The organism is Mesorhizobium sp. WSM4307 (assembly GCF_007003945.1).
GTDB lineage: Bacteria > Pseudomonadota > Alphaproteobacteria > Rhizobiales > Rhizobiaceae > Mesorhizobium.
In genome coordinates this window covers 1-24911 of record NZ_VFTB01000019.1, presented here as the reverse complement: position 1 = coordinate 24911, position 24911 = coordinate 1, and the positions used below count along the sequence as shown (strand labels likewise).

Genomic DNA, 24911 nt, shown 5'->3' with positions numbered 1-24911 from the left:
AGGATAAACTATGCAAACCGTACTGATCGTCATCCATCTCATGGTCGTGCTCGCCCTGGTCGGCGTGGTGCTGCTGCAACGCTCCGAAGGCGGCGGCCTTGGCATTGGTGGCGGATCGGGCTTCATGACGGCGCGCGGCGCCGCCAACGCGTTGACCCGGGCAACGGCGATCCTGGCGGCGGCTTTCTTCGTCACGTCGCTGACCTTGTCGATCATTGCCCGCTACGGCGAAAAGCCGACCGACATTCTCGATCGCGTCCCCGCCGGCAAGGGCGTGCTCAACCAGTTGCCTGGCACGACGACCCCGGCACCGGCCGGCAGCACGACCCCGACGCCGCCGCCGGGCAATGGCGCGGCGACGACGCCTGCGCCGGCAGCTCCGGCCACCGCGCCCGCCTCTGGTGCGACGCCGCCGGCAAACAACGGCACCAACAACACGGCGCCCGCGGCACCGCAGGTCCCGAACCAGTAACCTCCATCTGGTCCAAACCGCGACCTGTGATCGTTTGAACACAGTCGCGGCAAATGCTGCGCGATCACGAAGATTCAACGGGCAGCAGCGTGGTCTCGTGCTTGAGGCATCCGCGCTTATTCGACTATAGATTGCGCGCGGCATTTTCGGTGTCCTTGGGGGACGCCGGGCGACGCCGTGGGCAACAAGCATTGAACGATCGGATCTTCGCCATGCAGCTTCGCAGCTTCATTTTCCTGGGACTTTGCGCCGTACTCGGCTTGAGTTCCCCGGCTTTCGCCGGCGTACCGGCCAATTTGGCCGCCAATCAGTCGGTCGACAAAACCGACGCAATCAACGTCGCAGTCAAGAGCGATGCGGCGCAGTTGAAGGCTCTCAAGAAGAAGAAAAGCCCGACACCGGACGATCTCGCCCAGATCAAGAAAATCGAGGCCAAGATCGCCGCCGACAAGGAAGACGCCAAGGCCAAGGCGCTCGAAGCCAGGAAGCTGGCGATGCGCGAGGCTGCCAAGGCCAAGGCCGACGCCGAACGGCAGGCCTTCCTTGCTAAGAGGGGGAAGAGCGCTTCTGCAACCGCCGAAGTGACTGACGCCAAGCCGGCCAAGAAGACCACAAAGGTCATCGAGCCGATCGAACCGATCACACCAATCCAGTCAGCCGAGCCGCTTCCGGCAGAGGCGATGAATGTCGCTCTGAGCGGCAACAATGGTGAGCTTCGAAGCGAGGTCATCGGCCAAAAGCAGCCGAGCCGCGGCCTGTTCGCCGGCCTGTTCGGCGGCACCTCGTCCGGCTCGTCGATCAGCTATCTGCCCGAGACGCGGGCTCTCGACCAGGCTCTCGCCCAGAAGGACGCCAAGAAGCCGTTCAAGGTGAAGCCGGAATTCGTGCCGCAGGATGTGGAATTCACCGGCTATGAGCCGGGCACCATCGTCATCGACACCAGCGCGCGCCGGCTCTATCTCGTCGAATCGTTTTCGACCGCGCGTCGCTACGCGATCGCGGTCGGCCGTGAAGGCCTGCAGTTCAAGGGCACGGTCGCGGTCGGCGACAAGCAGGAATGGCCGCGCTGGATCCCGACGCTCGACATGCAGAAGCGCGAACCCAAGCATTACGGGCAGTACAAGGACGGCATGCCCGGCGGCGGCCAGAACCCGCTCGGCGCCCGCGCCATCTACCTCTATGACGGTAAGAAGGACACGCATCTGCGCATCCACGGCACCATCGCGCCGCAGTCGATCGGAACCAGCGCTTCCAATGGCTGCTTCCGCATGATCAACGAGCACGTCATGGATCTCTACAGCCGCGTCCGGGTCGGCACCAAAGTCGTCATCATCTGACGGTTCCATCATCCTGCCGAAAGGGCCGGCTCAGCCGGCCCTTTTGTTTTGCCTCGTTCACGACCAAGCCTGTCCGGTCGTGATCCCTGGACAAACGGAAACCGTTTGTCCGAGAAACCGGGTTCCACTCTTCGGGATCATGGTCCGACGCCTTCTTGGGAAAAAACCTTCGCGGTGGTTTTTTCTCTGGCGGAATCAATCCAGCCGCGTTAAGCGATGACTCCCATGGCGCGATATGTATTCATCACAGGCGGCGTGGTTTCCTCACTTGGAAAAGGCATAGCCGCAGCGGCCCTTGGGGCTCTCCTGCAGGCGCGAGGCTATCGCGCACGCATCAAAAAACTTGACCCCTACCTCAATGTCGATCCCGGCACGATGTCGCCGTACCAGCATGGCGAGGTGTTCGTCACCGATGACGGTGCGGAGACCGATCTTGACCTTGGCCACTACGAGCGCTTCACCGGCCGCTCGGCCAATCAGCAGGACAACATCACCACCGGCCGCATCTACAAGAACATCATCGAGCGCGAGCGGCGCGGCGACTATCTCGGTGCCACTGTGCAGGTCATTCCGCACGTCACCGACGAGATCAAGAATTTCGTCCTCAACGGCAATGACGACTATGATTTCGTGCTGTGCGAGATCGGCGGCACGGTCGGCGACATCGAGGCGATGCCGTTCCTCGAGGCGATCCGGCAACTCGGCAACGACCTGCCGCGCAACAATGCCGTCTACGTGCATCTGACCTTGATGCCCTACATCCCGACGGCGGGTGAGCTGAAGACCAAGCCGACCCAGCATTCGGTCAAGGAACTGCGCGGCATCGGCATAGCGCCCGACATCCTGCTGGTCCGCGCCGACCGCGCCATTCCCAAGGAAGAGCGCAGAAAGCTGTCGCTGTTCTGCAATGTCCGGGAAAGTGCCGTCATCCAGGCGCTCGACGTGCCGCACATCTACGACGTGCCGATGGCCTACCACAAGGAAGGGCTCGATTCGGAAGTCCTGGCCGCCTTTGGCATCGACCCGGCGCCTAAGCCGCGCATGGAGCCCTGGCAGAAGGTGTCGGACCGCATCCACAGCCCCGAAGGCGAGGTGACCATCGCCATCGTCGGCAAATACACCGGCCTCAAGGATGCCTACAAATCGCTGATCGAAGCGCTTTCGCATGGCGGCCTGGCCAACCACGTCAAGGTCAAATTCGACTGGATCGAATCGGAGATCTTCGAAAAGGAGGATCCAGCGCCGTGGCTGGAAAAGGTGCATGGCATATTGGTTCCCGGCGGCTTTGGCGAACGCGGCTCCGAAGGCAAGATCCTTGCGGCGAAATTCGCGCGTGAGCGCAAGGTGCCGTATTTCGGCATCTGCTTCGGTATGCAGATGGCTTGCATCGAGGCGGCGCGGTCGCTGGCGGGTGTCGAGCATGCCTCCTCGACCGAGTTCGGTCCGACCAACGAGCCCGTCGTCGGCCTGATGACCGAATGGCTGAAGGGCAACATGCTGGAGAAGCGGCGGGAAACCGGCGATCTCGGTGGCACAATGCGTCTGGGCGCCTATCAGGCCGACCTCGCCAAGGGCTCCAAGATCGCAGAGATCTATGGCGACACGCAGATTTCCGAACGCCACCGCCACCGCTACGAGGTCAATATCGACTACAAGGAGCGGCTGGAGGATTGCGGCCTGGTGTTTGCCGGCATGTCACCGGACGGCGTGCTGCCGGAGACGGTCGAATATCCCGACCATCCCTGGTTCATCGGCGTGCAGTATCACCCCGAGCTTAAGAGCCGGCCGCTCGATCCGCATCCGCTGTTCGCCAGCTTCATCGAGGCGGCTGTGGAACAGTCTCGCCTGGTGTAGGCGCCCGCCAGGGCGGAGCCTGTCATGCAGACCTATGTCGCGCTCCTCTACAGCATCATCCTGGGCGAGGGGCGCCGGGTCGTCATGGCAGACCTCAAGGCGATGGCGGAAGGCCTCGGCTTGAGGAATGTTCGCACGCTGGTGGCGACGGGCAACCTGGTCTTCGAGGCTGAGAGGACCGCGACTGCTGCGCTTGAGAAGCGGCTGGAGGCCGCCTTCGAAACGGCCTTTGGCCGCCACGTCGACATCATTGTCCGTGGCGCTGGAGATTGGCGAAAACTCGCTTCGCGCAATCCGTTCCCAACCGAATCGGAGGAAGCCGGCGATCAGGTCGCGGTGCGTGTGATGCGCAAGCCTGTGGCCGAAGATGTCCTGTCGGGGCTTCAGGCCTATGCCGCCGAGGACGAGAAGGTGCTCCTGATCGGCGGCGACATATGGCTTGTGTTTTCGCGCGAACGGCCAAGCTCGCGGCTGCTTGCGGCCGCCAATCACAAGCGCCTTGGCAAAGGCACGTCGCGCAACTGGAACACGGTGCGCAAATTGGCTGAGATGGTAGGGCAGTAGGGCAGTATTTCCCTACTCACCTACTGCCCTATTGCCTTATTCCCTTGTTTAGGCCTTCGCTATCTTGGCGCCCGCACCCACGGCGGCGGTGCGCAGCACGTAGTAGATGATGCCGGCAATCGCGACGCCGAAGAACCAGCCATAGACGCCCCACCAGGACGGCAGCCAGTTGGTGAAGTTCGGCAATATCGACGAGAAGACAGCACCGATGCCGGCGGCGATGAAGGCATTGACGTGCCAGCCGCCCTGGAAGCGGAACTCGCCGTCCTCGCGATACAGCGCCTCGACCTCGACCTCGCCTTTGCGGATCAGGTAATAGTCGACCATCATGACGCCGAAGATCGGCCCCATCGTCGCTCCGATGATGCCGACGAAATGCGCGGCACTGCCTTCCCACGGCGCGAAGGGATAGAGCACAAGTGCGATAAGTGCCGCAATGTAGCCGCCCTTCTTGAAGTCGATCTGACGCGGGAAGACGTTGGAGAAGTCGAAGGCTGGCGAGACGAAATTGGCGACGACGTTGATGCCGAGCGTGGCAACCGCGAAGGTCAGGGCGGCGAGCGCCGCCAGGAACCAGCTGTCGAATTTGGCCGAGATCTGGTCGGGATGCAGCAGCACTTCGTGGTAGACGTCGTAGGCGGCAATGGTGGTGACGCCGGCGACCAGTGAGAACAGGATCAGATTGACCGGCAGCCCCCAGATGTTGCCTTTGCGCAGTGCGGCCTTGTCCGGCGCGTAGCGGGCGAAGTCGCAGAAATTGAGATAGAGCGCCGAGAAATAGGTCACCCAGATCGCCGCGACCCCGAAGAGCGCCGTCCACGATCCGGGATCGCCCGGAATGCCGGCATCGGCGGTCTTTTCGCGCAGCACGTCCATCGGAATATCGCTGGTAAAGGCGAAGCTCCCCGATTTGACGCAGAGATAGATGGCCAGGAGCAGCATCATCACCCAGACGGCAGGCCCCGCCCAATCCTGGAAGCGGCGCACTGTCTCCATGCCTTTCTGGATGATCAGCAGCTGCAGCGCCCAGATGATGACGAAGCAGATCACCTCCAGGGTGGAATGGCCGAGAAGATGCGAGGTCTTGTTGAATTCGTCGAACCATTGCAGGCGGGTCAACAATGCCACGATGGCGCCGGAGGCGGCGGCCGTTTGCGCGCCGTACCAGAAGCAGGCGACGATGGCGCGCACCAATGCCGGGATGTTGGCGCCCCAGATGCCGAAGGACGCGCGAGCAAGCACGGGGTAGGGCACGCCGGTCTTGACGCCGGCATAACCGACCATGTTCATCAGCGCGTAGATGATCAGCGAGCCGATGCCGATGGCGATGATGAAATTGACGAAGCCGCCGCAGAACAGGAACAGGCTGGCGGCGAGATAGTAGCCCCACAGGCTGTGGACGTCCGATGTCCAGACGTTGAAGATCGAGAATGGTCCCCAGTTTCGAACTTTGGCCGGAGCGAGATCCTCGTTGTACAGGTCAGGCGATGCGCCTTGTATGGTCACTGCAATGTCCTCCCCTTGATTGGCCACGCGCCTCCACGCGATAGCCGTGCAGGTTAAGCCTGACGTTGGGGAACCGGCAACCGATCCATTTGCCGGCTTTGGCCTTAAAGATATTCAATGCGAACCGCGATTATCGAGGGGGCGCAATGGTGGGCCGCAGTTGAATACCAACAGTTCTGGTGATTCGAATTCGGGTGCCGCTTCTCCGCCTAGGCGATGGCCATGACCCGCTTGTGGTCCTCGACTTCGGACAACAACCAGTCCTGAAACAGGCCGGTGCCGGGCTTGTTGCCGATGCTGCGGCGCTGATGCAGGTAGATGCCGGCCGGATAGGTATGGCGGGCCTGAAACGGCGCGACAAGTTTGCCTTGCTGCAGAAGATCCTGCGCCATCATCGTATCGGCGAGCGCAATTCCGGCGCCATTGATCGCCTCGCGCATGATCAGCGTGCAGTCATCCAGCGTCGTGCTGGATTTCGGCGTCGTGTCCAGGACGCCTTCCTGCTCCAGCCAACGCTTCCATCTCATGCTCTCGCATTCGTGGATAAGATGATGGTTGACCAGATCGGCGGGCGATCGCAGCGGCACAGGCCCATCGAGCAATGAGGGTGCACAGACCGGCGTCAGAACCAGCGGGATCAAGAGCGTCAAGGCCGGGCCGGCCTTGTAGACGAACTCGTCGACAATGGCCAAATCGAAGTTGGCGCGCTTGCCTGATGTCGAGATCTCCAGCTCCACGGCCGGATGCAGCCGGCGAAAATTCGGCAAACGGTCCGCCAGCCAAAGGTTCAGGACCGCCGGGACGCACAAGACCCGGACGCGCTGGGTCCTGCCGTGGCTTGGGCCATCGGCGAGGCTGACGTCGTCGGTGGCGCGCCAGATGGCCTCGAACGCTTCGGAGAGGCCGCGTGCATAGTAGGAGCCCCTGATGGTCGGCGTTATCTGGCGGAAGCCGCGTTCGAACAGATCCTGGCCGAGATTTCTTTCGAGCGCACGGATATGGCGGCTGATGGCCGAGGGTGTCAGGTGCAACTCTTCCGCTGCATCCTTGATGCTGCCGAGACGTGCGGCGGCTTCGAAAGCGCGCATGCCATTGAGTGAAGGTAGGGCCATTGGCCGATCATGAATTGTCAGTTGAGTTTTTGTCAATCGACTTGGGCAAAATTGGCGTTTGATCGCCTGGCCTGTTCGGCGCTACCCAAAAGGCAAGAGCGGCTAAGTCGCCATCGGAAAACGATTTTTTGGGGCCTCCGGCACCATTCACCAACGGCAGAGACTGGCAACAGGTTTTCGCCATTGGCGGGCGAAGCGATGCACGCTGAGCCGAGGCCGGAGTCGTCAGCGAATGGGAGAATGCCAGTCTATGCCTCAATCGCCAGTGCCGGTCTTTGAAACGGCGGACGGGATTTCCGCGGAAACCGCAGTCGTCGTGATCTTGCGAACTGCCCAGGCAGGCTTTGGCCCGCGGGCAGCGGCACTGGACGCCGAGATGAGCGGGATCCTGTCGCGTGCCTGCTCCGATCCGGCCACCCTGGCCGAATCCGGCGCCTGTATCGATCTCATCGCCCCCCAGGGCCTATCGGCCCGGCGGGTGATCGTCCTGGCTCTTGGCAAGGCCGAGGCCGTAACCGCCCTGTCACTGGCGCGCGCCGGCGGTTTGCTTGCCGCGCATCTGGAAGGCAAGTGCGAGTGCGCCGCGACGCTTGTCCTCGACCCCATTGATGGCATCGACCTGCCCGCAGCCGAGATCATGGCGCGCGTCGCGCTGGGCATGCGGCTGCGGCGCTATCGTTTCGACATGCGCAACCGGCGCCAGGGGGCGGGAGCGGACCGGACCTTGCGGGTACAGCTGGTCGGACCAAGCAGCGCGGAGCTGACCCCGGCACTGGCGCGGATCAATGCCATAGCGGACGGTGTCGAATATGCGCGCACGCTGGTCAACCTGCCACCGAACCATCTCCATCCCGACAATTTCCACGATCATCTGGAGCCGCTGCGCGAAGCCGGCATCGATGTTGAGATACTCGATCCGGCGCGGCTGAAGGAACTCGGCATGAACGCGATCCTGGCCGTAGGCTCAGGGTCGGTGCGGCCGCCGCGCGTCGCGGTGCTGCGCTATCGCGGCAAGGGGGCTCCTTCCCAACCGATGGCTTTCGTCGGCAAGGGCGTGTGCTTTGACTCCGGCGGCATCTGCATCAAGCGCGGCGAGCAGATGTTCGACATGAAGGCCGATATGGGCGGCGCGGCTGCCGTGGTCGGCCTGCTGATCGCGCTTGCCCGGCAAGGCAGCCCTGTGCATGCCGTCGGTGTTCTGGGCATTGCCGAGAACATGCCGTCCGGCACCGCGCTCAAGCCGCGCGACATCATCACCACGGCGTCAGGACAAACGGTCGAGGTGTTCGACACGGACGCGGAAGGGCGCCTAATCCTGGCCGATTGCCTCTATTATGCCGCCTCGCGCTTCAACCCGTCGGTGATCGTCGATCTGGCGACGCTGACCTATTCGGTGATGCGCGGCCTGGGATCGGTCTTTGCCGGTCTTTTCAGCACCGACGATGCCATGGCGTCGCAGATGATCGCTGCCGGAGAAACGGTTGGCGAGCGGTTCTGGCAACTGCCGCTCGACAAGGCCTATGACGAGGGCCTGCAATCGCCCTTCGCTGACATCCGGCACCACGCCAAGGACATGGAAGACGGTGACGCGCCTTACGCGGCGGCGTTCCTGCGCCATTTCACCGAGGATCGTCCCTGGGTGCATCTCGACATCGCCGGCAAGGAAATGGCCGACGCGGATCGTCCGCTCGGCCGCGAAGGCGCGACGGCGTTCGGCGTGCAGATGCTGGAAGAGTGGGTGCAGACCAGGCTGAACTAGGCGCCTGCTGTCGGGGACGGAAACGAAATGCGTTCAAACGTGGTGGGAACCGGGATGTCGTCAGAAGTCGCCAGCAAAGAGGGACGAGCCGCGTTCGGCAGTTACGAGACCTGGTATCGTATTTCTGGCGATCTCGATGCCGACAAGGCCCCGGTGGTGATCCTGCATGGCGGGCCGGGCGCCGCCCACAACTACGTCGATGCCTACAAGCATCTCGCCCGACGGGACCGCGCCGTCATCCACTACGACCAGTTGGGCTGCGGCAATTCCACCTTGCTGCCGGAGAAAGGCGCCGATTTCTGGACGCCACGGCTTTTCATCGACGAGCTTGAAAACCTGATCGATCATCTCGGCATCCGCGCGGGTTTCCATGTGCTGGGTCAGAGCTGGGGCGGCATGCTGGGCGCCGAGTATGGGGTGACGCGGCCGAAAGGCCTGAAGTCGCTGACCATCGCCAACTCGCCGGCTTCCATGAGGCTTTGGGTCGAAGAGGCCAACCGGTTGCGCGCCGACCTGCCTGGGGACGTGCAGGAGACACTGACCCGGCACGAGCAGGCCGGCACGACGGAAGATCCGGCCTACCAGGCTGCGACGATGGTGTTCTACGAGCGGCATGTCTGCCGGGTCGTGCCTTTCCCACCGGAGGTGACGGAGACCTTCGACCAGGTCGTGCGCAACCCGACTGTCTATCATCTGATGAACGGGCCGAACGAGTTCCATGTCATCGGAACGCTGAAGAACTGGAGCATCGTCGATCGCCTGCAGGCTGTCGATGTTCCCACGCTGATCATCTCCGGACGCTACGACGAGGCCACGCCCGCGACCGTGCAGCCCTTCAAGGACGGCATCAAGGGATCGCGCTGGGAGATATTCGAGCATTCCAGCCACATGCCGCATGTCGAAGAGCAGGACGCGTGCATGCGGGTGGTGGGCGACTTCCTGGACGACAACGACAACTGAGAAAAGGGGAACCAAGACATGAAGGAACTGCTTTTGGCCGCATCAGCCGCGGCACTGCTGGCCGGCACGTGGCTCGCTCCGGCACAGGCTGAATATCTCAAGGAGCACCGAGGTGGCACCATCCGCCTTCTGGCCCGCTCCGCGGCGGGAACGCTCGATCCGCACATCAACTATACCGACCAGGGCTGGCAGATGTACCAGCCGATCTATGACGGCCTGGTGGCCTTCCGCAAGGCCGAGGGCATGGACGGCTTCACCATCGTCCCCGATCTGGCCGAGGCGCTGCCGCAGGTCAGCGATGACGGCAAGACCTTCACCTTCAAGCTGCGCAAGGGCATCAAGTTCTCCAACGGCCAGGATATGGGCGTCAAGGACGTCGTCGCCTCCTTCCAGCGCATCTTCAAGGTTTCCGGGCCGACTTCCGGCACCTTCTATGCCGGCATTGTCGGCGCCGACAAATGCCTGGCCGATACCAAGAACTGCACGCTGGAAGGCGGCGTCGTCGGTGATGAAGCGGCCGGTACCATCACCCTCAATCTCACCAAGCCGGACGCAGAGATCCTCTACAAGCTTGCCTTGCCGCATGCCGTGGTGCTGCCGGCGGATACGCCCGCCGAAGACATGGGCTCCAAGCCGATTCCCAGCACCGGCGCCTACATGATCTCCGCCTTCGACCCCAACAAGGGCATGACGGTGTCGCGCAACCCGAACTTCAAGCAGTGGAGCGAGGAAGCGCAACCGGACGGCTACCCGGATGTCGTCCAGTATGATTTCGGCCTCTCCGAGGAAGCGGCCGTGACGGCGATCCAGAACGGCGAAGCGGACTGGATGTTCGACGCGCTGCCGAGCGACCGCCTGGGCGAACTTGGCAGCAAGTCCATGGACCAGCTGCACATCTCGCCGCTTTCGGCGTGGTGGTATGCACCCCTCAACAACCGTCTCGCGCCATTCGACAACGAAAAGGCGCGCCAGGCCGTTGCCTATGCGATCGACCGCAACACGCTGGTCAAGCTGTTCGGCGGCAAGGTGCTGGCCTCGCCGGTCTGTCAGGTCCTGCCGCCGGACTTCCCCGGCCATGAGGACTATTGCCCCTTCACCAAGAACCCCGGTGCCAAATGGTCGGCGCCAGATATCGACAAGGCAAAGCAACTCGTCGAGGAATCGGGCACCAAGGGCCAGAAGGTGACCATTATCGTCGAGGACACCGCCATTTCGCGGTCGATCGGCGTCTACCTGCAGAGCGTGCTGACCACCATCGGCTATGTCGCCGACGTCAAGCCGATCTCGTCCAACATCCAGTTCACCTACATCCAGAACACCAACAACAAGGTGCAGATGTCGGTCACCCAATGGTACAAGGACTATCCTGCGGCTTCCGACTTCCTGAACATCCTGTTCAGCTGCGCCTCCTTCCGTGAGGGTTCGGATGCCTCGATCAACATCGCCGGCTTCTGCGACAAGGACATCGACGCCAAGATGCAAAGGGCGCTGGACCTCGGCGTGACCGACCAGAAGGCCGCGGACAAAATGTGGGCCGAAATCGACAAGCAGGTCACCGACAAGGCACCGGCAGTCGGCCTCTTCACGCCGAAGCGGCTTGACTTCGTCAGCAAACGGGTTGGCAATTTCAAGTTCAACCGGCAGTTCAACTGGATGATCACCCAGTCCTGGGTGCAGTAACGAACTGCGGAGGGGCACGTCCGTGTCGAACCAAGCCGTCGCCATGCCACGCAAGACGCGAGGGCCCTGGGCCGTCGCGTTTGCGAAGCTGGCAAGGGACAGGGCTGCCATGGCATCCCTGACCGTGTTCCTCCTCATCGTGCTGGCCTGCCTCAGCGCGCCTCTCTATGCGAAGTGGGCCGGCGTGGACCCCTTCGCCTCGACGCTCGACGCCGTCATCCAGATCGACGGCGCCGACGTTCCGGTGATGGAACAATCGACCGAGGGGCTGGGGCTCGGCTACACGCCGCTCGGTCCGACCTGGCGGCTCGGCAATTATTTCCTCGGCGCCGACAGCCAGGGGCGCGACGTCATGGCCCGAATGCTCTATGGCGGGCTGAGCTCCCTGCTGATCTCCGGGGCGGCCACCATCTTCACCCTGATTATCGGCACGGCGGCGGGATTGATCGCAGGCTATTTCGGCGGCATCACCGATACGGTGCTGTCGCGCCTGCTGGATGTCCTGTGGGCGTTCCCGATCTATCTGCTGGCGATTTCGCTTTCCATCGTCACCATCGCGCAAGGCATCAGGATCGGGCCGATCGATATCGAGTCCGGCAGCCTATGGTTGCCGGTCATCATCATCGGAATCGTCTATGTGCCTTATGTGGCGCGCCCGATACGCGGGCAGGTGCTGTCGCTGCGCCACAGCGAATTCGTGCTGGCCGCGATCAATCTCGGCGTGCCGGGATGGCGCATCCTGTGGCGCGATATCCTGCCCAACATCACCACCACGCTCATCGTCTTCGTACCGTTGATGATGGCGCTGAACATGCTGACGGAATCCGCACTTTCCTTCCTGTCGATCGGCGTGCAGCCGCCCGCCGCCAGCTGGGGCACCATCATCCAGGACGGGCAGGCGCTGCTCTACACCAGGCCGCTGGTGGCGCTGGTGCCGGGCCTGGCCATCGCGGTGTCCGTCATGGCGCTCAATGTCTTCGGCGACGGCCTGCGCGACGCGCTCGACCCGCGCTCCAAGGTTCGGTTGGGGCGCGACTGATGATCTACGCCATCCTGCGCCGTTTCGGTCAGATGCTGTTCGTGATGTTCGGTATCTCGGTCATCGTCTTCCTGATCTTCTTCGCGACGCCGGGCGCCGACCCGGCGGCGCGCATCGCCGGGCGCAATGCAACGCCCGAAGTGCTGGACGCGGTGCGCCACAATTTCGGCTTCGACCGGCCACTCTACGTGCAATATGTGAAGATGATGGAGAAGATCTTCGTCACCGGCGACCTGACCTCCTTCGTCAATCGCGGCTGGAAGGTGGTGCCGGCGGTCATGGATTCGATCCCGGTCACGCTCTCACTGGTGTTCGGGGCGGCGATCCTTTGGGTGGTTGTCTCCATCATCATCGGCATCGTTGCCGCCGCCACTCGCGACAGCTGGCTGGACAAGCTGCTGATGGCTTTGGGCCTGCTCGGCATCTCCATGCCGGTCTACTGGCTGGGCGAGGTGATGAACCTGATCACCCAGAGCCGCTACCACGACAGCTGGGCATTCTCATGGGTCCCGCCGCTTGGCTACAAGAATTTCTCCGACGATCCCAAAGGCTGGTTCCTGACGCTGATCATACCGTGGATCACGTTGGCCATTCTCTACATCGGCATTTATGGGCGCGTGCTGCGCGCCGCCATCATAGAATCCTTGCAGGAGGACTTTATCCGCACGGCCAGGGCCAAGGGCCTGTCGGAGACGCGCATCCTGCTGCGCCACGCCTTGCGCACATCGCTCATCGCGTTCGTCACCTTGTTCGGCCTGGACTTCGGCGCGCTGGTGGGCGGCTCGGCCCTTTTGACCGAGGTGGTGTTCGGGCTGCACGGCATCGGCAAGCTCACCTATGACGCGCTGCAGAATCTCGACCTGCCGATGATCATGGCAACGGTGATGTATGCGTCCATGTTCGTGGTCATCGCCAATGCGGTCGTCGATTTCGTCTACATCCTTCTCGATCCGCGCCTGAGGACATCATGATACTGTCGGTGCGCGACCTCAAAGTATCCTTCCGCACCAATGACGGTCTGGTCCGGGCCATCGATGGTGTTTCGTTCGACCTCGATGAAAGCGAGATTCTCGGCGTCGTCGGCGAATCCGGGTCCGGCAAGACGGTGTCGCTGCTGGCGGTGATGGGCCTCATCACCGATCCGAACGCCAGCATCGAAGGCTCGATCCGCTACAAGGGCCGCGAATTGGTCGGGCTGCCCGCGCGGGAGCTTCGTCGTTTACGCGGCAACGAGATCTCGATGATCTTCCAGGATCCGATGACGGCGCTGACGCCGGTCTACACGATCGGCTGGCAGATCGCCGAACAGATCCGCGCGCACCAGAATATCAGCAAGGCCAAGGCGATGGTGCGCGTTGAAGAACTGCTGGCCGAGGTGAATTTTCCCAATCCGCACGAGGCGATGTCGCGCTACCCGCATCAGCTTTCGGGCGGCATGCGGCAGCGCGCGGTGATCGCGATGGCATTGTCCTGCAATCCGGCGCTGCTGGTGGCGGACGAGCCGACCACCGCGCTCGACGTCACGGTGCAGGCCGGCATACTCGACCTCGTGAGAAAACTGCGCGCGACGCACAAGTCGGCGGTCGTGTTCATCACGCACGATATGGGCGTGGTCTCCGAACTCGCTGACCGGGTGATGGTCATGTATGCCGGCCGCGTGGTGGAACGTGGCAGCCGCACGGATCTGTTTTCCGACCCGCGGCATCCCTATACGCGGGCGCTGCTGGGTTCGATCCCGCCGCTGACCGGCGAAAAGCCGCGCCGCCTGCCGGCCATTCCCGGTTCGCCGCCATCGCTGCTGCGATTGCCGCAGGGTTGCGCCTTCGGCCCGCGATGCCCGGTGCACTACGAGCCCTGCGTGGCCGGCAAGCCAGAGCTTGGCATCGGCACCCACGCCACGGCGTGCTTCCGGGTGGCGCGGGCATGAGCGGACCTATGATCGACAGCCCTATCCTCGAAACGCGTTCACTCGGCAAGCGCTTCTCGATCGGCACCCGTTTCTCCGCCGACGGCAAGCGAACCGTCCATGCGGTCGACAATGTTTCGCTGACCGTGCGGCGCGGCGAGACGATCGGCCTGGTCGGCGAATCCGGCTGCGGCAAGTCGACGCTGGCGCGCTGCCTGGTGAGGCTCTACGACATATCCGACGGAGAGCTGCTGTTCGAAGGCGAGGACATCACCTCGAAATCGCTGTCCGAGTTGAGGCCGCTGCGCCGCCGCCTGCAAATGGTCTTCCAGGACCCGTCGGCCTCGCTCAATCCGCGCCGGCGCGTCGGTGATCTGGTGGCCGAGCCGCTGCGCATCCATGGCAAGCTTTCGTCGCGCGAGATCACCGCACGCGTCGCGGAATTGTTCGAGCTCGTCGGCCTGCTGCCGGACCATGCCATCCGCTATCCACACGAATTCTCCGGCGGCCAGCGCCAGCGGGTCGGCATCGCGCGGGCCATCGCGCTCAATCCCGATCTGGTCGTGCTGGATGAACCGGTCTCCGCGCTCGACGTCTCGGTGCAGGCGCAGATCGTCAACCTGCTGGCCGACCTGCAGGAGAAGCTGAACCTCACCTACATCTTCATCGCGCATGACCTGTCCGTGGTACGCCAGGTGTCGACCCGCATCGCCGTCATGTATCTCGGCTCGATCATCGAGGAAGGGCCGGCGGAGGACGTGTTCGCGACGCCCGCCCATCCCTACAGCCAGGCGCTGATCTCGGCGGTTCCAGTCGTCGAGACCATGCCCAGCGGGACGCGCAAGCGCATCATCCTCACCGGCGACGTGCCGAGCCCGCTCAAGCCGCCATCAGGCTGCCGTTTCCACCCAAGATGCCCGATCGCGGTCGAGCGATGCCGCACCGAGCGGCCGGAGCTGAGGGAGTATCGACCCGGCCGCAAAGTGGCCTGCCACTTCCCCACGGTTTAGCTGGCGACCATCGACCAAAAGATTTTTTAAAGGTTCCGCTTTCTGTATGGAACCAACCGCAAGACTGTGCGTTTCATAAGGTTCGATCGGGCGGCATCGCGATCGACCGGGAGGAAACGATGGACTACCTGCATTTCTTTGCGCCCGTGCGGATATCGCGCGGGCAGGGGTACCCTGTAGAAGAAGTGGATAGTGTCGCCGAGGCGATGGTTTTCTTGCGTAAATGGCCGACGGGACGACGTGGGCCAGTGTATCAGTGCGCGCTGAATTGCTGCGCGGCAGCTTTGGCGGGGCAGATGTCGGCGGAGGAGGCCAGGAAGGCATTCACCGGCTTTGCCCGGATCACGCGACTCCTGGACGACGACACGGCGCTGCCCGTCCCCGGCGAACCCATGGCGGGCGTGTACGCGCTGCGGCGCTAGCCGCACCCGGATTGCCGAACGCAAGGACTGCGGCCATGACGGCCGCAGTGTGTTGACGTGCCCGGGGCGACGTGGCCGGCCGGTTTCCCGGAAGGCCTAATCCCAAGCGACCGAATAGCGATCGATCACCCAAAGCCAGGAGCCGTCGGCCTGCCGCCGGGCAACCTCGCTGGTGACGTCGCCGTCGGCAAGTCGGGTCGAGGTGAGGGCAAGGTCGCCGCAAATAAGCGCCGGCCGCTGTCCTCCGACCGCAAACTTTCGTCCAGACGCAACGATCTCCGCATAGTAGTCACGAATGGCTTCATGACCGCTCAGAGAACGTCCGCCGCCGCAGTCGATCACGGCATCCGCCTCGAAAAGCGCGACCATGCCATCGATGTCGCCCGCATGCTGTCTCGCTACCAGCATGGGCTCCAGCTGCTGCGGGTCGTAGGCGGGCTCTCCCGCGCTCGGATCGTTCATGGCGCGGCCTATGACGCGCTGATCGCTGGTCAGCCACGACGAGACGTTTGCTTGTGAATGTCGGCGCGCCAACCGGCGGAGTGATCCCGGAAACTTTGCCTATTGACGCCTCGCGAATATCGTATCGTGAGGAAGACCGGATGGCTCAGGGGATGAGCAGAAGCTTTCCCGTCGTGCCACGGCTTTCCAAATCGGCATGTGCGCATGCTGCTTCGGCGAGCGGGTAAACGCCGCCGATCCGGATCTTCAGGTCGCCGCTGGCGATCCAGTCGAATAGTTGTCCGGTGCGGGCGCGAAGCAGTGCCGGCGTGTGGATATGATCGAAGAACCTTGCGTAGCCGATCTTGATGCTTTTCGGCAGGCTCATGATGTCGAGCGGTCCGGGACCGCCCAGCACCGGGCCGTACCAGCAGAAGGTGCCGGAGCGGCGCAAGGAGTCGAGCGAAGCCTGAAAGGTCTTCGGACCGGAACCGTCGTAGACGACGTGCACGCCTTCACCGGACAGGCGAACGACTTCCTCGGCGAATCGCCCCTCGGTGTCCACGATCACATGGTCTGCTCCGGCCTCTCTTGCCACGGCGGTTTTGTTTGCGGACGAGACGCGGCCGATCACGTGCCCGCCCCTCAGCTTTATGATCTGGGTGAGCAGCAATCCGACGCCGCCCGCCGCCGCATGGACCAGCGCCACGTCGCCGGGTTGAACGGGATAGAAGTCGGTGGCGAAGTGGCTGGCAGTCAGCCCCTGCATCATCACGGACGCCGCCGTACGATCATCGATCCCGTCCGGAATCGGCACGAGCGCGTCCGCCGGTACCATCGCTCGATCTGTGTAGCTTCCAGGCGCGTACACCCAGGCAACCCGTTGTCCGGGCCGGAAATGTTCGACTCCATCGCCCACGGCGAGTACCCGCCCGGCACCCTCTACGCCCAGAACCTTGGGATTGGGCGTTTCCGTCCAGGCCATGCCCTGGCGGACGCCGATGTCCATGAAGTTCACGCCCGCCGCGGCGACCTCGACCAGAACTTGTGCGCTCGCGGGAGCAGTTTCGGGGCGCTCGACGATTTCGAGCGCATCAGGTCCCCCGGTGCGGTTCATGACGACGGCTTTCATCGCGATATCTCCCTGGCGGCATTCTCGATCAGCCGCGCTACAGGCCCAGGATTCGACACCATCACCACATGCGAAGCACCCTTAATCGCGATCGTTTCGCGGGCGTGAGCCCGTTCAGCCATGTAGGCAGATGCTCGCGGCGGGATGTTCTTGTCCGCGTCGCCGTAGATGAACCAGCTTGGAATGCTCTTCCAAGCAGCCTTGGCCTGAGCTTCGTTGAGGGCGGCTTCCGCGATCGGCCGCTGCGTTGCGGCCATCAGTCTGGCTTGCGCTTCGGGAGCGTCGGCGGCAAACTGATCGTGGAACTTGTCCTGCTGAATGTAGAGATCCTTTCCACCGCCTGACAGCGCGACAGGAGGAGCGAGTGTCGGACCCAGCGTGCTGCCTGGAAACTTTCCTGCAAGTTGCGCAGCGGTTTCACCCGCCTCCGGCGCAAATGCGGCGACATAGACCAGCGCCTTCACATTGGCATGACCATCGGCAGCGTCGCTGATCACCGACCCTCCATAGGAATGGCCGACGAGAACGACCGGGCTTTTTATCGAGGAAAGCACGCTGGCGACATAGTTTCCGTCGCTTCTGACGCCCCGTAGCGGATTGGCTGCCGCCACGACGGAAAAGCCGTCCTTTTCAAGAATCTCAACGACACCGTTCCAACTCGAAGAGTCGGCGAAGGCGCCGTGAACCAGGACGATGGTGGGTTTGTCGGGCTGCGCTTGTGCGTTACCGAACGTGGCCGCGATAATTACGAGGCCTGCGAGCAAGATTTTCATTGGAACATCCTTTCGTTGTGGGGTGCGGTCTTCACCGCGTCGAGCGCAGGTGAGGGGCGGGGATGCCGCAAACTCGCCCTCGTGTTCGCTCTGCGTTTCTCTGCGTGGGAACCGAGTTACGGCGCGTCGCGGGTAAAGACGTAGTCGTGTCCCTGGACGCGCGCCTCGTGGCAGGCGAAGCATGTTTCGTGCTGCGCTTCGTCGACGGGCTTGCCATTAATGAACCGCCCAAAACCCCAGCCGCCGCTCGACGCGTATTTCTTCGAATCCTTGACCATGACCTGCACCGTTGTGGCGGCGCCAGGAACCGAAGCGGGTTCGAACTCGGCCGACTGCATGCGCTTCCAAGCGAGCTTGACCAGCACGGTACCGTCCGGGAACGGCAGCGTGCTATTTCGATAGGCATCCATTGCGACTGTATTTCCCACGACAGCGCGAAGCTCGTTCAGCGGGTCGCCTTCCAGGGCTGGCGCGATGAGCTCCCACCTGCGGTAACCGTCCGGGATCGTCACGCCATAGATCGGCGAGGCTTCCGTGTTGTTCTGAGCTCGAACGATGTCGATCTCCACGCAGCCGATAGCGAGAGCGATCGACACGGTGATGACGGCTGCAATTACAAGATTGCGTCTCATGCGCTCGCTCCGTCCGCACTCAGAACTTGTCGACGTCGATGACGGCCTTTGCGAACGCCTCGGGCGCTTCCTGCGGCAGGTCGTGCCCGATGCCGCCAGTGATCAGCCGATGCTCGTATTTGCCAGAGAATTTCTTCGCATAGGCCGTGGGAACGGGATGTGGGGCGCCGTTCGCGTCGCCCTCGAGCGTGACCGTTGGCACATTGATCACCGGGCCCTTGGCGAGCTTTTCCTCTAGCTCGTCATAGCGGCGCTCGCCTTCTGCAAGGCCGAGCCGCCAACGGTAGTTGTGGATAACGATATCGACGTGGTCGGGATTCCGGAACGCGGCGGCGCTTCTGGCGAAAGTCGCGTCGTCGAAGTTCCAGTGCGGCGAGGCGAGTTTCCAGATCAGCCTGGCGAAGTCATCCGTGTATTTCGCATAGCCGGCGCGGCCGCGGTCTGTCGAGAAGTAGAATTGATACCACCATTGCAGTTCGGCCTGCGGCGGCAACGGCGCCTTGTTGGCCGCCTGGCTGCCGATCAGATAGCCGCTGACTGACACCATGGCCTTGCAGCGCTCGGGCCAGAGCGCGGCAAGGATATTTGCCGTCCGTGCGCCCCAGTCGTAGCCGGCGACGATCGCCTTTTCGACGCCCAGGGCATCCATCAGGTCGATGATATCGACCGCCAGCGCGGCCTGCTGCCCGTTGCGAAGCGTGGCATCCGACAGGAACCGCGTCGTGCCGTGGCCGCGCAGATAAGGGATGATTACCCGATAGCCGGCTCCCGCAAGCAGTGGCGCGACATCGACATAACTGTGGATGTCGTATGGCCAGCCATGCAGCAGTATGACGGGAGGCCCATCCGCTGGGCCATCCTCGGCATATCCGACGTTCAGCAGACCAGCATCGATCTGCTTTAGCGCCGCGAACGCGGTGCGCGATCCTGTTGCGCTGACCACAGCGGTCTGCTCTCCGTCCTGAGCATTCGAGCTTCGGACCGCCCCTAGCTGAGCTAGGGCGACGGTAGCCGCAGCGATGCCGAACAGGCGCCGGCGGTGATGGTCTATGACTTCCGGAATCTTGATTGCGTTCATGGGAGTATTGCCTTTGCTTACGGGGCAGTCGCGGCAGCGCGATTGCCAAGACCGAGGGACTAGATCAGGTTGATTTCGACTTCGATGTTGCCACGCGTGGCCTTTGAATAGGGACATGACTGATGCGCTGCATCGACGACCGCCCTGGCGTCATTGGGATCCATCCCTGGCAGGCTCACATTGAGCCGGGCGCTGAGAAAGAAGGCGCCGTCGTTGCTGTTGAGATCGACCTCCGCATCGATCGCAAGATCCGCAGGCAACACGATGTTCATCTTGCGCGCGGCGATCGCCATCGCGCCTTCGAAGCATGCCGACCAACCTGCAGCAAAAAGCTGCTCGGGATTGGTGCCGCTGCCCGCACCGCCAGGCGTCGAGAGCCTGATGTCCAAGCGGCCGTCGGAGCTGCGTGAAGCACCGTCCCGACCTCCTGTGGTACGCACTTTCCCCGTGTAGAGTCGTTTCGCTTGAGTCGTCATGGTATGCATTCCCGTTATGAAATCGGATGTTCGATCAGCGCAATGATCTGAAGGCCGCGCGGACTTCCTCCGTGAAGAGCCGGGGCTGCTCCCATGCCGCAAAGTGGCCTCCATTGTCGGCTTCCTGGAAGTAGATAAGGTTGTGGTAGCAGCGCTCGGCCCAGCTTCGCGGCGCGCAGTAGATTTCGCCTGGAAACACCGTCACGGCGACGGGGAGATCGGCAATGTCCACGGCATTGAAATTGTTGGAGTGGTCTTCCCAGTAGATCTGCGCCGCCGACGCTCCGGATTCAGTGAGCCAGTAGAGCGAGATGTCATCGAGCATCTCGTCCTTGCTCAGAACCCGCTCGGGCTCCCCGCCGCTGTAGGTCCACTGCGCGAGCTTCTCGTAGATCCATGCGGCTAGGCCGACCGGCGAATCCACTAGGGAGTAGCCGATGGTCTGCGGCCGTGTGACCATCATGGCGGCATAGCCGGAACTGTCCTTGTAGAAGGTGTCGAGCGCATCGAACGCCGCGCTTTCCTTCTCGGTCAGATCACTTGGCGCTGGTCCGCCGGCAGTGAGGATCGCCGCGATCTCTTTCGGAACGGTACCTGGCATGTTGACGTGTATGCCAATGAGCCCAGGCACCTTCTGCAGCGCCATGCGATGAGAGATGACCGAACCGCAGTCGCCGCCCTGTGAGACATAGCGGTCGTAACCCAGCCGCCCCATCAGCACGCCCCAGGCACGGCCGATATGGTCTGAGCCCCAGCCGGTCTCCGTCGGCTTCCCGGAAAAGCCGAAGCCGGGGATTGACGGTACCACGAGATGGAAGGCGTCTCCGGCAGCACCGCCATGAGCGGTGGGATCTGTCAGGGGACCGATGACCTTCATGAATTCCAGGATCGAACCGGGCCAACCATGCGTCATGATCATCGGCATAGCATTCTCATGGCGGGACCGGACGTGGATGAAGTGGATGGCAACGCCATCGATTTCGGTGACGAACATAGGCAGAGCGTTGAGCTTCGCTTCGACCTTCCGCCAGTTGTAATCGGTCATCCAATAGCGAAGGAGATTCTGGAGCTTTGCGAGTTGCACGCCCTGCGACTGATCCGTGACGGTTTCCCGCAGGGGCCAGCGCGTCGTTGCCAGACGTCGACGAAGATCGACGATTGCCTCTTCCGGAATGTCGGCGCGAAAGGGATGGACGGCTTCGATGTCGGCACTCGCGCGCGCCCTCGCGGGAAGCAGGCTCAAGGCGCCTGCCACCGCTGATGCGGCAAGCAGGCTTCGCCGCGTGAGCGATGACGATGATGCGGGCATGGTCGTTCTCCTTGGGTCCGTCGGCAGAGAGGTTCTTGCTGTTTTCGACACATAGAAGGAGATCGCCCGAAGCGCCCGTTATGCATTATGATGCAACGTTAGCGCTCGTCGGCGAATGCAGGCTTGCAGCGAAGCCCCCACTTTTGTTCTTCTCATAGGTGGTCGCCTGCATGAGCAGGCCGCCAAGGGAGTGTCATGATAGGACCTGCAAGCGACACGATATCATTTGGTCCCTTTACGCTTGCCGTCCGCGAACGGCTGCTCTTGCGGCAAGGCACCACCGTCGATCTGGGCGGGCGCGCGTTCGATATCCTGGCTACTTTGGCTGCCCGCTCCAACGAGGTGATCAGCAAGAAGGATTTATTGGCGAACGTCTGGCCCGACGTGACCGTCGAGGAGGGTAGTCTGCGGTTTCACATGGCTAATCTCAGAAAGGCGTTGGGCGATGGCAAGGACGGCGCGCGCTACATCGCTACCTTGAAGGGCCGGGGCTATTGCTTCGTGGCACCGATCTCGCGATCGGGTGGTCGCGACGATGCGCGAAGCGAGGCCGCCGCCAGCTACCCGCAGGCCAACCTCCCGAGCCGACTGGCCCGCATGGTTGGGCGAACCGAAGACACGGCCGCGCTTTCCGCGGAGCTGGCGGCCGCGCGCTTCGTCACGATCGTCGGCACGGGTGGGGTCGGCAAGACCACCGTTGCGGTGGCGACCGGGCATCACGTGGTCGATGCGTTCGCGGGCGCCGTGCATTTCGTCGATCTTGGGGCGCTGAATGATCCCAACCTGGTTGCGCCGACTGTAGCCTCGATGCTGGGGCTGTCGCTTCAGTCTGACGACGCCGCGTCCGCTCTCATCACATACCTGGCTGACAAGAGAATCCTCCTGGTCCTGGACACCTGCGAGCATGTCATAGTCGCGGCGGCGGACCTGGCCGCCCGTATCTTCGCTTCCGCGCCGCAGGCCCACATCCTGGCGACGAGCCGGGAGGCTCTCCAGGTCGAAGGCGAGCATGTCTATAAGCTCGCGCCGCTTGCTTACCCGCCAGACGATCTGGAACCCACCGCGGCAGTCGCGCAAGCGTTCCCTGCGACCGAGCTGTTCTTGGAGCGCGCAGCAGCGAGCGGTGCTCGTCTTGACCTCGACGATTCGGAAGCAGGGGTCGTGGCGCACATCTGCCGGAAGCTTGATGGCGTACCGCTTGCCATCGAACTGGCAGCAGGACGGGTTGCGAGCTACGGCCTGCAGAAGACCGCAATGCTTCTCGACGAACGCCTGGCCCTCGTGTGGCCGGGGCAGCGCAGCGCACCGCCGCGCCAGAAGACACTTCAGGCCACTTTGGACTGGAGCTTCGGGCTTCTGTCCGAATTCGAGCGCCTGGTGCTTCGCCGGCTTGCCGTTTTCGTTGGTCATTTTTCGATCGATGCCGCGCTGACAATAGTAACAAGCCCGACCGTGGACGATGCGCTCGTATTCAGCGCCATCGACAGCCTCGTGGCGAAGTCGATGGTCGCGGCGAGGCCAGCCGGTGCAACGATGCGCTACCGGCTGCTCGATACGACGCGGGCTTATGCCCTTCAGTTCGAGGTCCAGGATGCGGAACTCACGGAACTGGTCGCCCGGCACGCGACCTACTGTCTGCGATGGCTGGAGGATACGGGGAATGAATGGCCTACGTTGTCGAGCGCGTCGCAACGATCACAGCACCTCGCCGGCCTTGCCAATGTGCGTGGTGCTCTGGATCGGTGTTTCGGATCCAACGGGGATGCCAGGCTCGGCATTCGTCTTGCCGCCGCCGCTGCTCCGCTTTTCCTATCGATGTCCTTGCTCACCGAGTGCCATCGCTGGACCTCCCTCGCAATTTTCGCTCTCCACGACTCCATGCGCAGCGGACGCGAGGAGATGCACCTTCAGGCGGCCCTCGGGATCTCCCTGATGTTCACGCACGGGGGAAGGGATGCAGCACGCGTGGCGCTGAACAGAAGCTTCTCCATTGCCGAGCAGCGCGGCGATGCGCTGGATCAGATTCAGGTTCTCGGGCCACTGCAGATGTTCCATTTGCGTACGGGAGATTTCAAGACCGCGCTCCGCTACGCGGAGCGTTGCGCCGTTATTGCCGGCGCGCTGGAAGACTCCGTCTCCACGACATTGGCGCATTCGTTGATGGGAATATCGCTTCACCTCAAAGGAGAACTAGGCCGCGCACAGACCTCGCTTGCGGCAGCATTGCGATACGGGCCGAATTCCGGCCGGACCACGACCAACTATCTCGGTTTCGACGGAAGAATCCTCGCCGGCGCGATCCTGGCAAGGACGCTTTGGCTGCAAGGCCATCCGGATCGGGCGGTGGAACGTGCGCTGCTGACGATCAAGGACGCCGAGATCCTGAACCATCCGCTGACGCTTTCGATCGCTCTTGTTTGGGCCGTTTCCGTGTTCATTTGGGTCGGCGATCTCGATCGCGCGGACGAGCATATAGACCGTCTCTTCTTGCGTGCGGAACCCCACTCGCTCGGACCGTATCTGGCGCTAGGACGAGGCTTCAAGGGAGAACTGGCCATTCGTCGAGGCGATGCGGAGAAGGGAATCGAGAGCCTGCAACGCAGTCTCGCGGAGCTCCACGCAGCGCCCTACGAACTGCTCACCACTCCGCTCAACGTCGCGCTCGTTCAAGGCCTTGCCGCCACGGGCCGGCTAGCGGAGGCCCTCCCACTGCTCAACGACACGATTCTGTCGGTCGAGGCAAACGGAGATCTCTGCTATATGCCGGAGTTACTGCGCGTGAAGGGCTGCCTTGTTTTGGCGTCAGTGCAGTCTGGCACCGACGAGGCTGAAACCTGCTTCACGCGGTCACTCGAAATGAGCCAGGGTTGGGGCGCATGGGGATGGGAGCTGCGCGCCGCGATCGACCTGGCTACCCTTCTGATCGATCGCAGACAACACGAAACCGCCCGGGCGCATCTCCAGCCGCGGTTCGAGCGCTTCGTTGAGGGTTTGGATACTGCTGATCTGAAGTCAGCTGCACGTCTGCTCGCGACGCAGAGTTAGTCTGGCTCCGCTACAATCGGAACGAGAGCGCTCCGGAGGTCACATAGCCATACGTGATGCAATCGGCGAGTCAAGCGATGCCGAGTCCTGCCGCCGCGGCAGCGGCAAGCGCCGTAGCGTTATCGGCCTTGAACCTGCCCTGCGGCTGAATCGCAACGATCTTGTCGCCATCCATGAACTGCCAGGCTTCCGCCCTGCATGAGTGCCTGATGGGTAACGAGTGCACTCAGTTCCAACCGCTCATCTCCCTCTGGGCCGCCTGTCTGCGCTTATCAAGGTAGTCTGCCAAATCCTGCAAATGGACACCCTTGGCAAATTTCTGACTTGTTGACCTGAGACCCTTGTTCCCTCCAGCTCAATGGAGAGTCCGGGGCTTCATTTCTGGCCTCATGCGGCCTGTTTTT

Annotated in this window: 22 protein-coding genes and 2 pseudogenes; 13 read left to right on the top strand and 11 right to left on the bottom strand. The window is 62.6% G+C overall.

The genetic code is table 11. The features are described from left to right. Positions 1–10: 10 nt before the first annotated feature. The 4 genes from secG to FJV83_RS33305 all read left to right on the top strand — a co-directional run bounded on the left by secG (position 11) and on the right by FJV83_RS33305 (position 4227). A complete protein-coding gene (gene secG, locus FJV83_RS33320) occupies positions 11–472 on the top strand; it encodes a preprotein translocase subunit SecG (RefSeq protein WP_142876007.1) in 462 nt (153 codons plus the stop codon). A 212-nt stretch (positions 473–684) separates the two neighbouring features. Continuing rightward, positions 685–1809: a L,D-transpeptidase gene (locus FJV83_RS33315; RefSeq protein WP_095774474.1), complete on the top strand. Its 1125-nt coding sequence runs from the start codon at positions 685–687 to the stop codon at positions 1807–1809. A gap of 216 nt (positions 1810–2025) precedes the next feature. Beyond that, complete coding sequence (locus tag FJV83_RS33310) at positions 2026–3663, top strand: CTP synthase (protein ID WP_095774362.1); 1638 nt, start codon at positions 2026–2028, stop codon at positions 3661–3663. A gap of 24 nt (positions 3664–3687) precedes the next feature. After that, positions 3688–4227: a DUF1697 domain-containing protein gene (locus FJV83_RS33305; RefSeq protein ID WP_142887022.1), complete on the top strand. Its 540-nt coding sequence runs from the start codon at positions 3688–3690 to the stop codon at positions 4225–4227. A gap of 48 nt (positions 4228–4275) precedes the next feature. Here the strand turns inward: FJV83_RS33305 and FJV83_RS33300 are convergent, their stop codons facing one another. After that, positions 4276–5733, bottom strand: a complete 1458-nt coding sequence (locus tag FJV83_RS33300; RefSeq protein ID WP_142887021.1) for an NCS1 family nucleobase:cation symporter-1 — start codon at positions 5731–5733, stop codon at positions 4276–4278. A 209-nt stretch (positions 5734–5942) separates the two neighbouring features. After that, the gene (locus tag FJV83_RS33295; protein WP_142887020.1) at positions 5943–6845 is read right to left on the bottom strand and encodes a LysR substrate-binding domain-containing protein; all 903 of its coding nucleotides are present in this window, start codon (positions 6843–6845) and stop codon (positions 5943–5945) included. A gap of 232 nt (positions 6846–7077) precedes the next feature. On the opposite strand from FJV83_RS33295, the gene FJV83_RS33290 reads away from it, so the two are divergent. The 8 genes from FJV83_RS33290 (at position 7078) to FJV83_RS33255 (ending at position 15621) form a co-directional block, all read left to right on the top strand. Further along, positions 7078–8604, top strand: coding sequence for a leucyl aminopeptidase (locus FJV83_RS33290; protein WP_348645172.1), 1527 nt, complete (start codon positions 7078–7080; stop codon positions 8602–8604). A 54-nt stretch (positions 8605–8658) separates the two neighbouring features. Then, positions 8659–9564, top strand: a complete 906-nt coding sequence (locus FJV83_RS33285) for a proline iminopeptidase-family hydrolase (protein ID WP_142887019.1) — start codon at positions 8659–8661, stop codon at positions 9562–9564. Positions 9565–9582: 18 nt separating this feature from the next. After that, positions 9583–11244 (top strand): ABC transporter substrate-binding protein, encoded by a 1662-nt coding sequence (locus tag FJV83_RS33280; protein WP_142887018.1) that lies wholly within the window; start codon positions 9583–9585, stop codon positions 11242–11244. Positions 11245–11266: 22 nt separating this feature from the next. Continuing rightward, positions 11267–12283 (top strand): ABC transporter permease, encoded by a 1017-nt coding sequence (locus FJV83_RS33275; RefSeq protein ID WP_095788800.1) that lies wholly within the window; start codon positions 11267–11269, stop codon positions 12281–12283. Beyond that, complete coding sequence (locus FJV83_RS33270) at positions 12283–13254, top strand: ABC transporter permease (protein WP_095788799.1); 972 nt, start codon at positions 12283–12285, stop codon at positions 13252–13254. The genes FJV83_RS33275 and FJV83_RS33270 overlap by 1 nt, the downstream gene beginning before the upstream one ends. Further along, on the top strand, positions 13251–14210 hold the full coding sequence (locus tag FJV83_RS33265) for an ABC transporter ATP-binding protein (protein WP_142887017.1): 960 nt from the start codon (positions 13251–13253) through the stop codon (positions 14208–14210). The genes FJV83_RS33270 and FJV83_RS33265 overlap by 4 nt, the downstream gene beginning before the upstream one ends. Then, positions 14207–15199: a dipeptide ABC transporter ATP-binding protein gene (locus tag FJV83_RS33260; RefSeq protein ID WP_281408860.1), complete on the top strand. Its 993-nt coding sequence runs from the start codon at positions 14207–14209 to the stop codon at positions 15197–15199. The genes FJV83_RS33265 and FJV83_RS33260 overlap by 4 nt, the downstream gene beginning before the upstream one ends. Before the next feature lie 119 nt (positions 15200–15318). Further along, positions 15319–15621, top strand: a complete 303-nt coding sequence (locus FJV83_RS33255) for a DUF982 domain-containing protein (protein WP_095774370.1) — start codon at positions 15319–15321, stop codon at positions 15619–15621. Positions 15622–15717: 96 nt separating this feature from the next. On the opposite strand, the gene FJV83_RS33250 is transcribed toward FJV83_RS33255, so the two are convergent. The 7 genes from FJV83_RS33250 to FJV83_RS33220 all read right to left on the bottom strand — a co-directional run bounded on the left by FJV83_RS33250 (position 15718) and on the right by FJV83_RS33220 (position 21462). Beyond that, the gene (locus FJV83_RS33250) at positions 15718–16083 is read right to left on the bottom strand and encodes a nuclear transport factor 2 family protein (RefSeq protein WP_142887016.1); all 366 of its coding nucleotides are present in this window, start codon (positions 16081–16083) and stop codon (positions 15718–15720) included. Positions 16084–16228: 145 nt separating this feature from the next. After that, positions 16229–17194, bottom strand: a complete 966-nt coding sequence (locus FJV83_RS33245) for a quinone oxidoreductase (protein WP_095788796.1) — start codon at positions 17192–17194, stop codon at positions 16229–16231. After that, positions 17191–17967: an alpha/beta hydrolase gene (locus FJV83_RS33240; RefSeq protein WP_095774372.1), complete on the bottom strand. Its 777-nt coding sequence runs from the start codon at positions 17965–17967 to the stop codon at positions 17191–17193. The genes FJV83_RS33245 and FJV83_RS33240 overlap by 4 nt, the downstream gene beginning before the upstream one ends. Before the next feature lie 116 nt (positions 17968–18083). Further along, entirely contained in the window at positions 18084–18599 is a 516-nt protein-coding gene (locus FJV83_RS33235) for a cytochrome P460 family protein (protein WP_095774373.1), read from the bottom strand. Between the two features lie 19 nt (positions 18600–18618). Beyond that, a complete protein-coding gene (locus FJV83_RS33230; protein ID WP_095774476.1) occupies positions 18619–19662 on the bottom strand; it encodes an alpha/beta hydrolase in 1044 nt (347 codons plus the stop codon). A gap of 74 nt (positions 19663–19736) precedes the next feature. After that, a complete protein-coding gene (locus FJV83_RS33225; protein ID WP_095774477.1) occupies positions 19737–20153 on the bottom strand; it encodes an organic hydroperoxide resistance protein in 417 nt (138 codons plus the stop codon). Between the two features lie 34 nt (positions 20154–20187). Beyond that, positions 20188–21462, bottom strand: a complete 1275-nt coding sequence (locus FJV83_RS33220) for an epoxide hydrolase (RefSeq protein WP_142887015.1) — start codon at positions 21460–21462, stop codon at positions 20188–20190. Positions 21463–21657: 195 nt separating this feature from the next. Between FJV83_RS33220 and FJV83_RS33215 the strand changes: the two genes are divergently transcribed. Beyond that, positions 21658–24507: a winged helix-turn-helix domain-containing protein gene (locus tag FJV83_RS33215; protein ID WP_142887014.1), complete on the top strand. Its 2850-nt coding sequence runs from the start codon at positions 21658–21660 to the stop codon at positions 24505–24507. Between the two features lie 73 nt (positions 24508–24580). Here the strand turns inward: FJV83_RS33215 and FJV83_RS33210 are convergent. Further along, positions 24581–24728, bottom strand: a pseudogene (locus tag FJV83_RS33210) (LysR family transcriptional regulator); the annotation flags it as partial. Between the two features lie 5 nt (positions 24729–24733). After that, a pseudogene (locus tag FJV83_RS33205) lies at positions 24734–24835 on the bottom strand (pyocin activator PrtN family protein); the annotation flags it as partial. Positions 24836–24911: the final 76 nt, after the last annotated feature.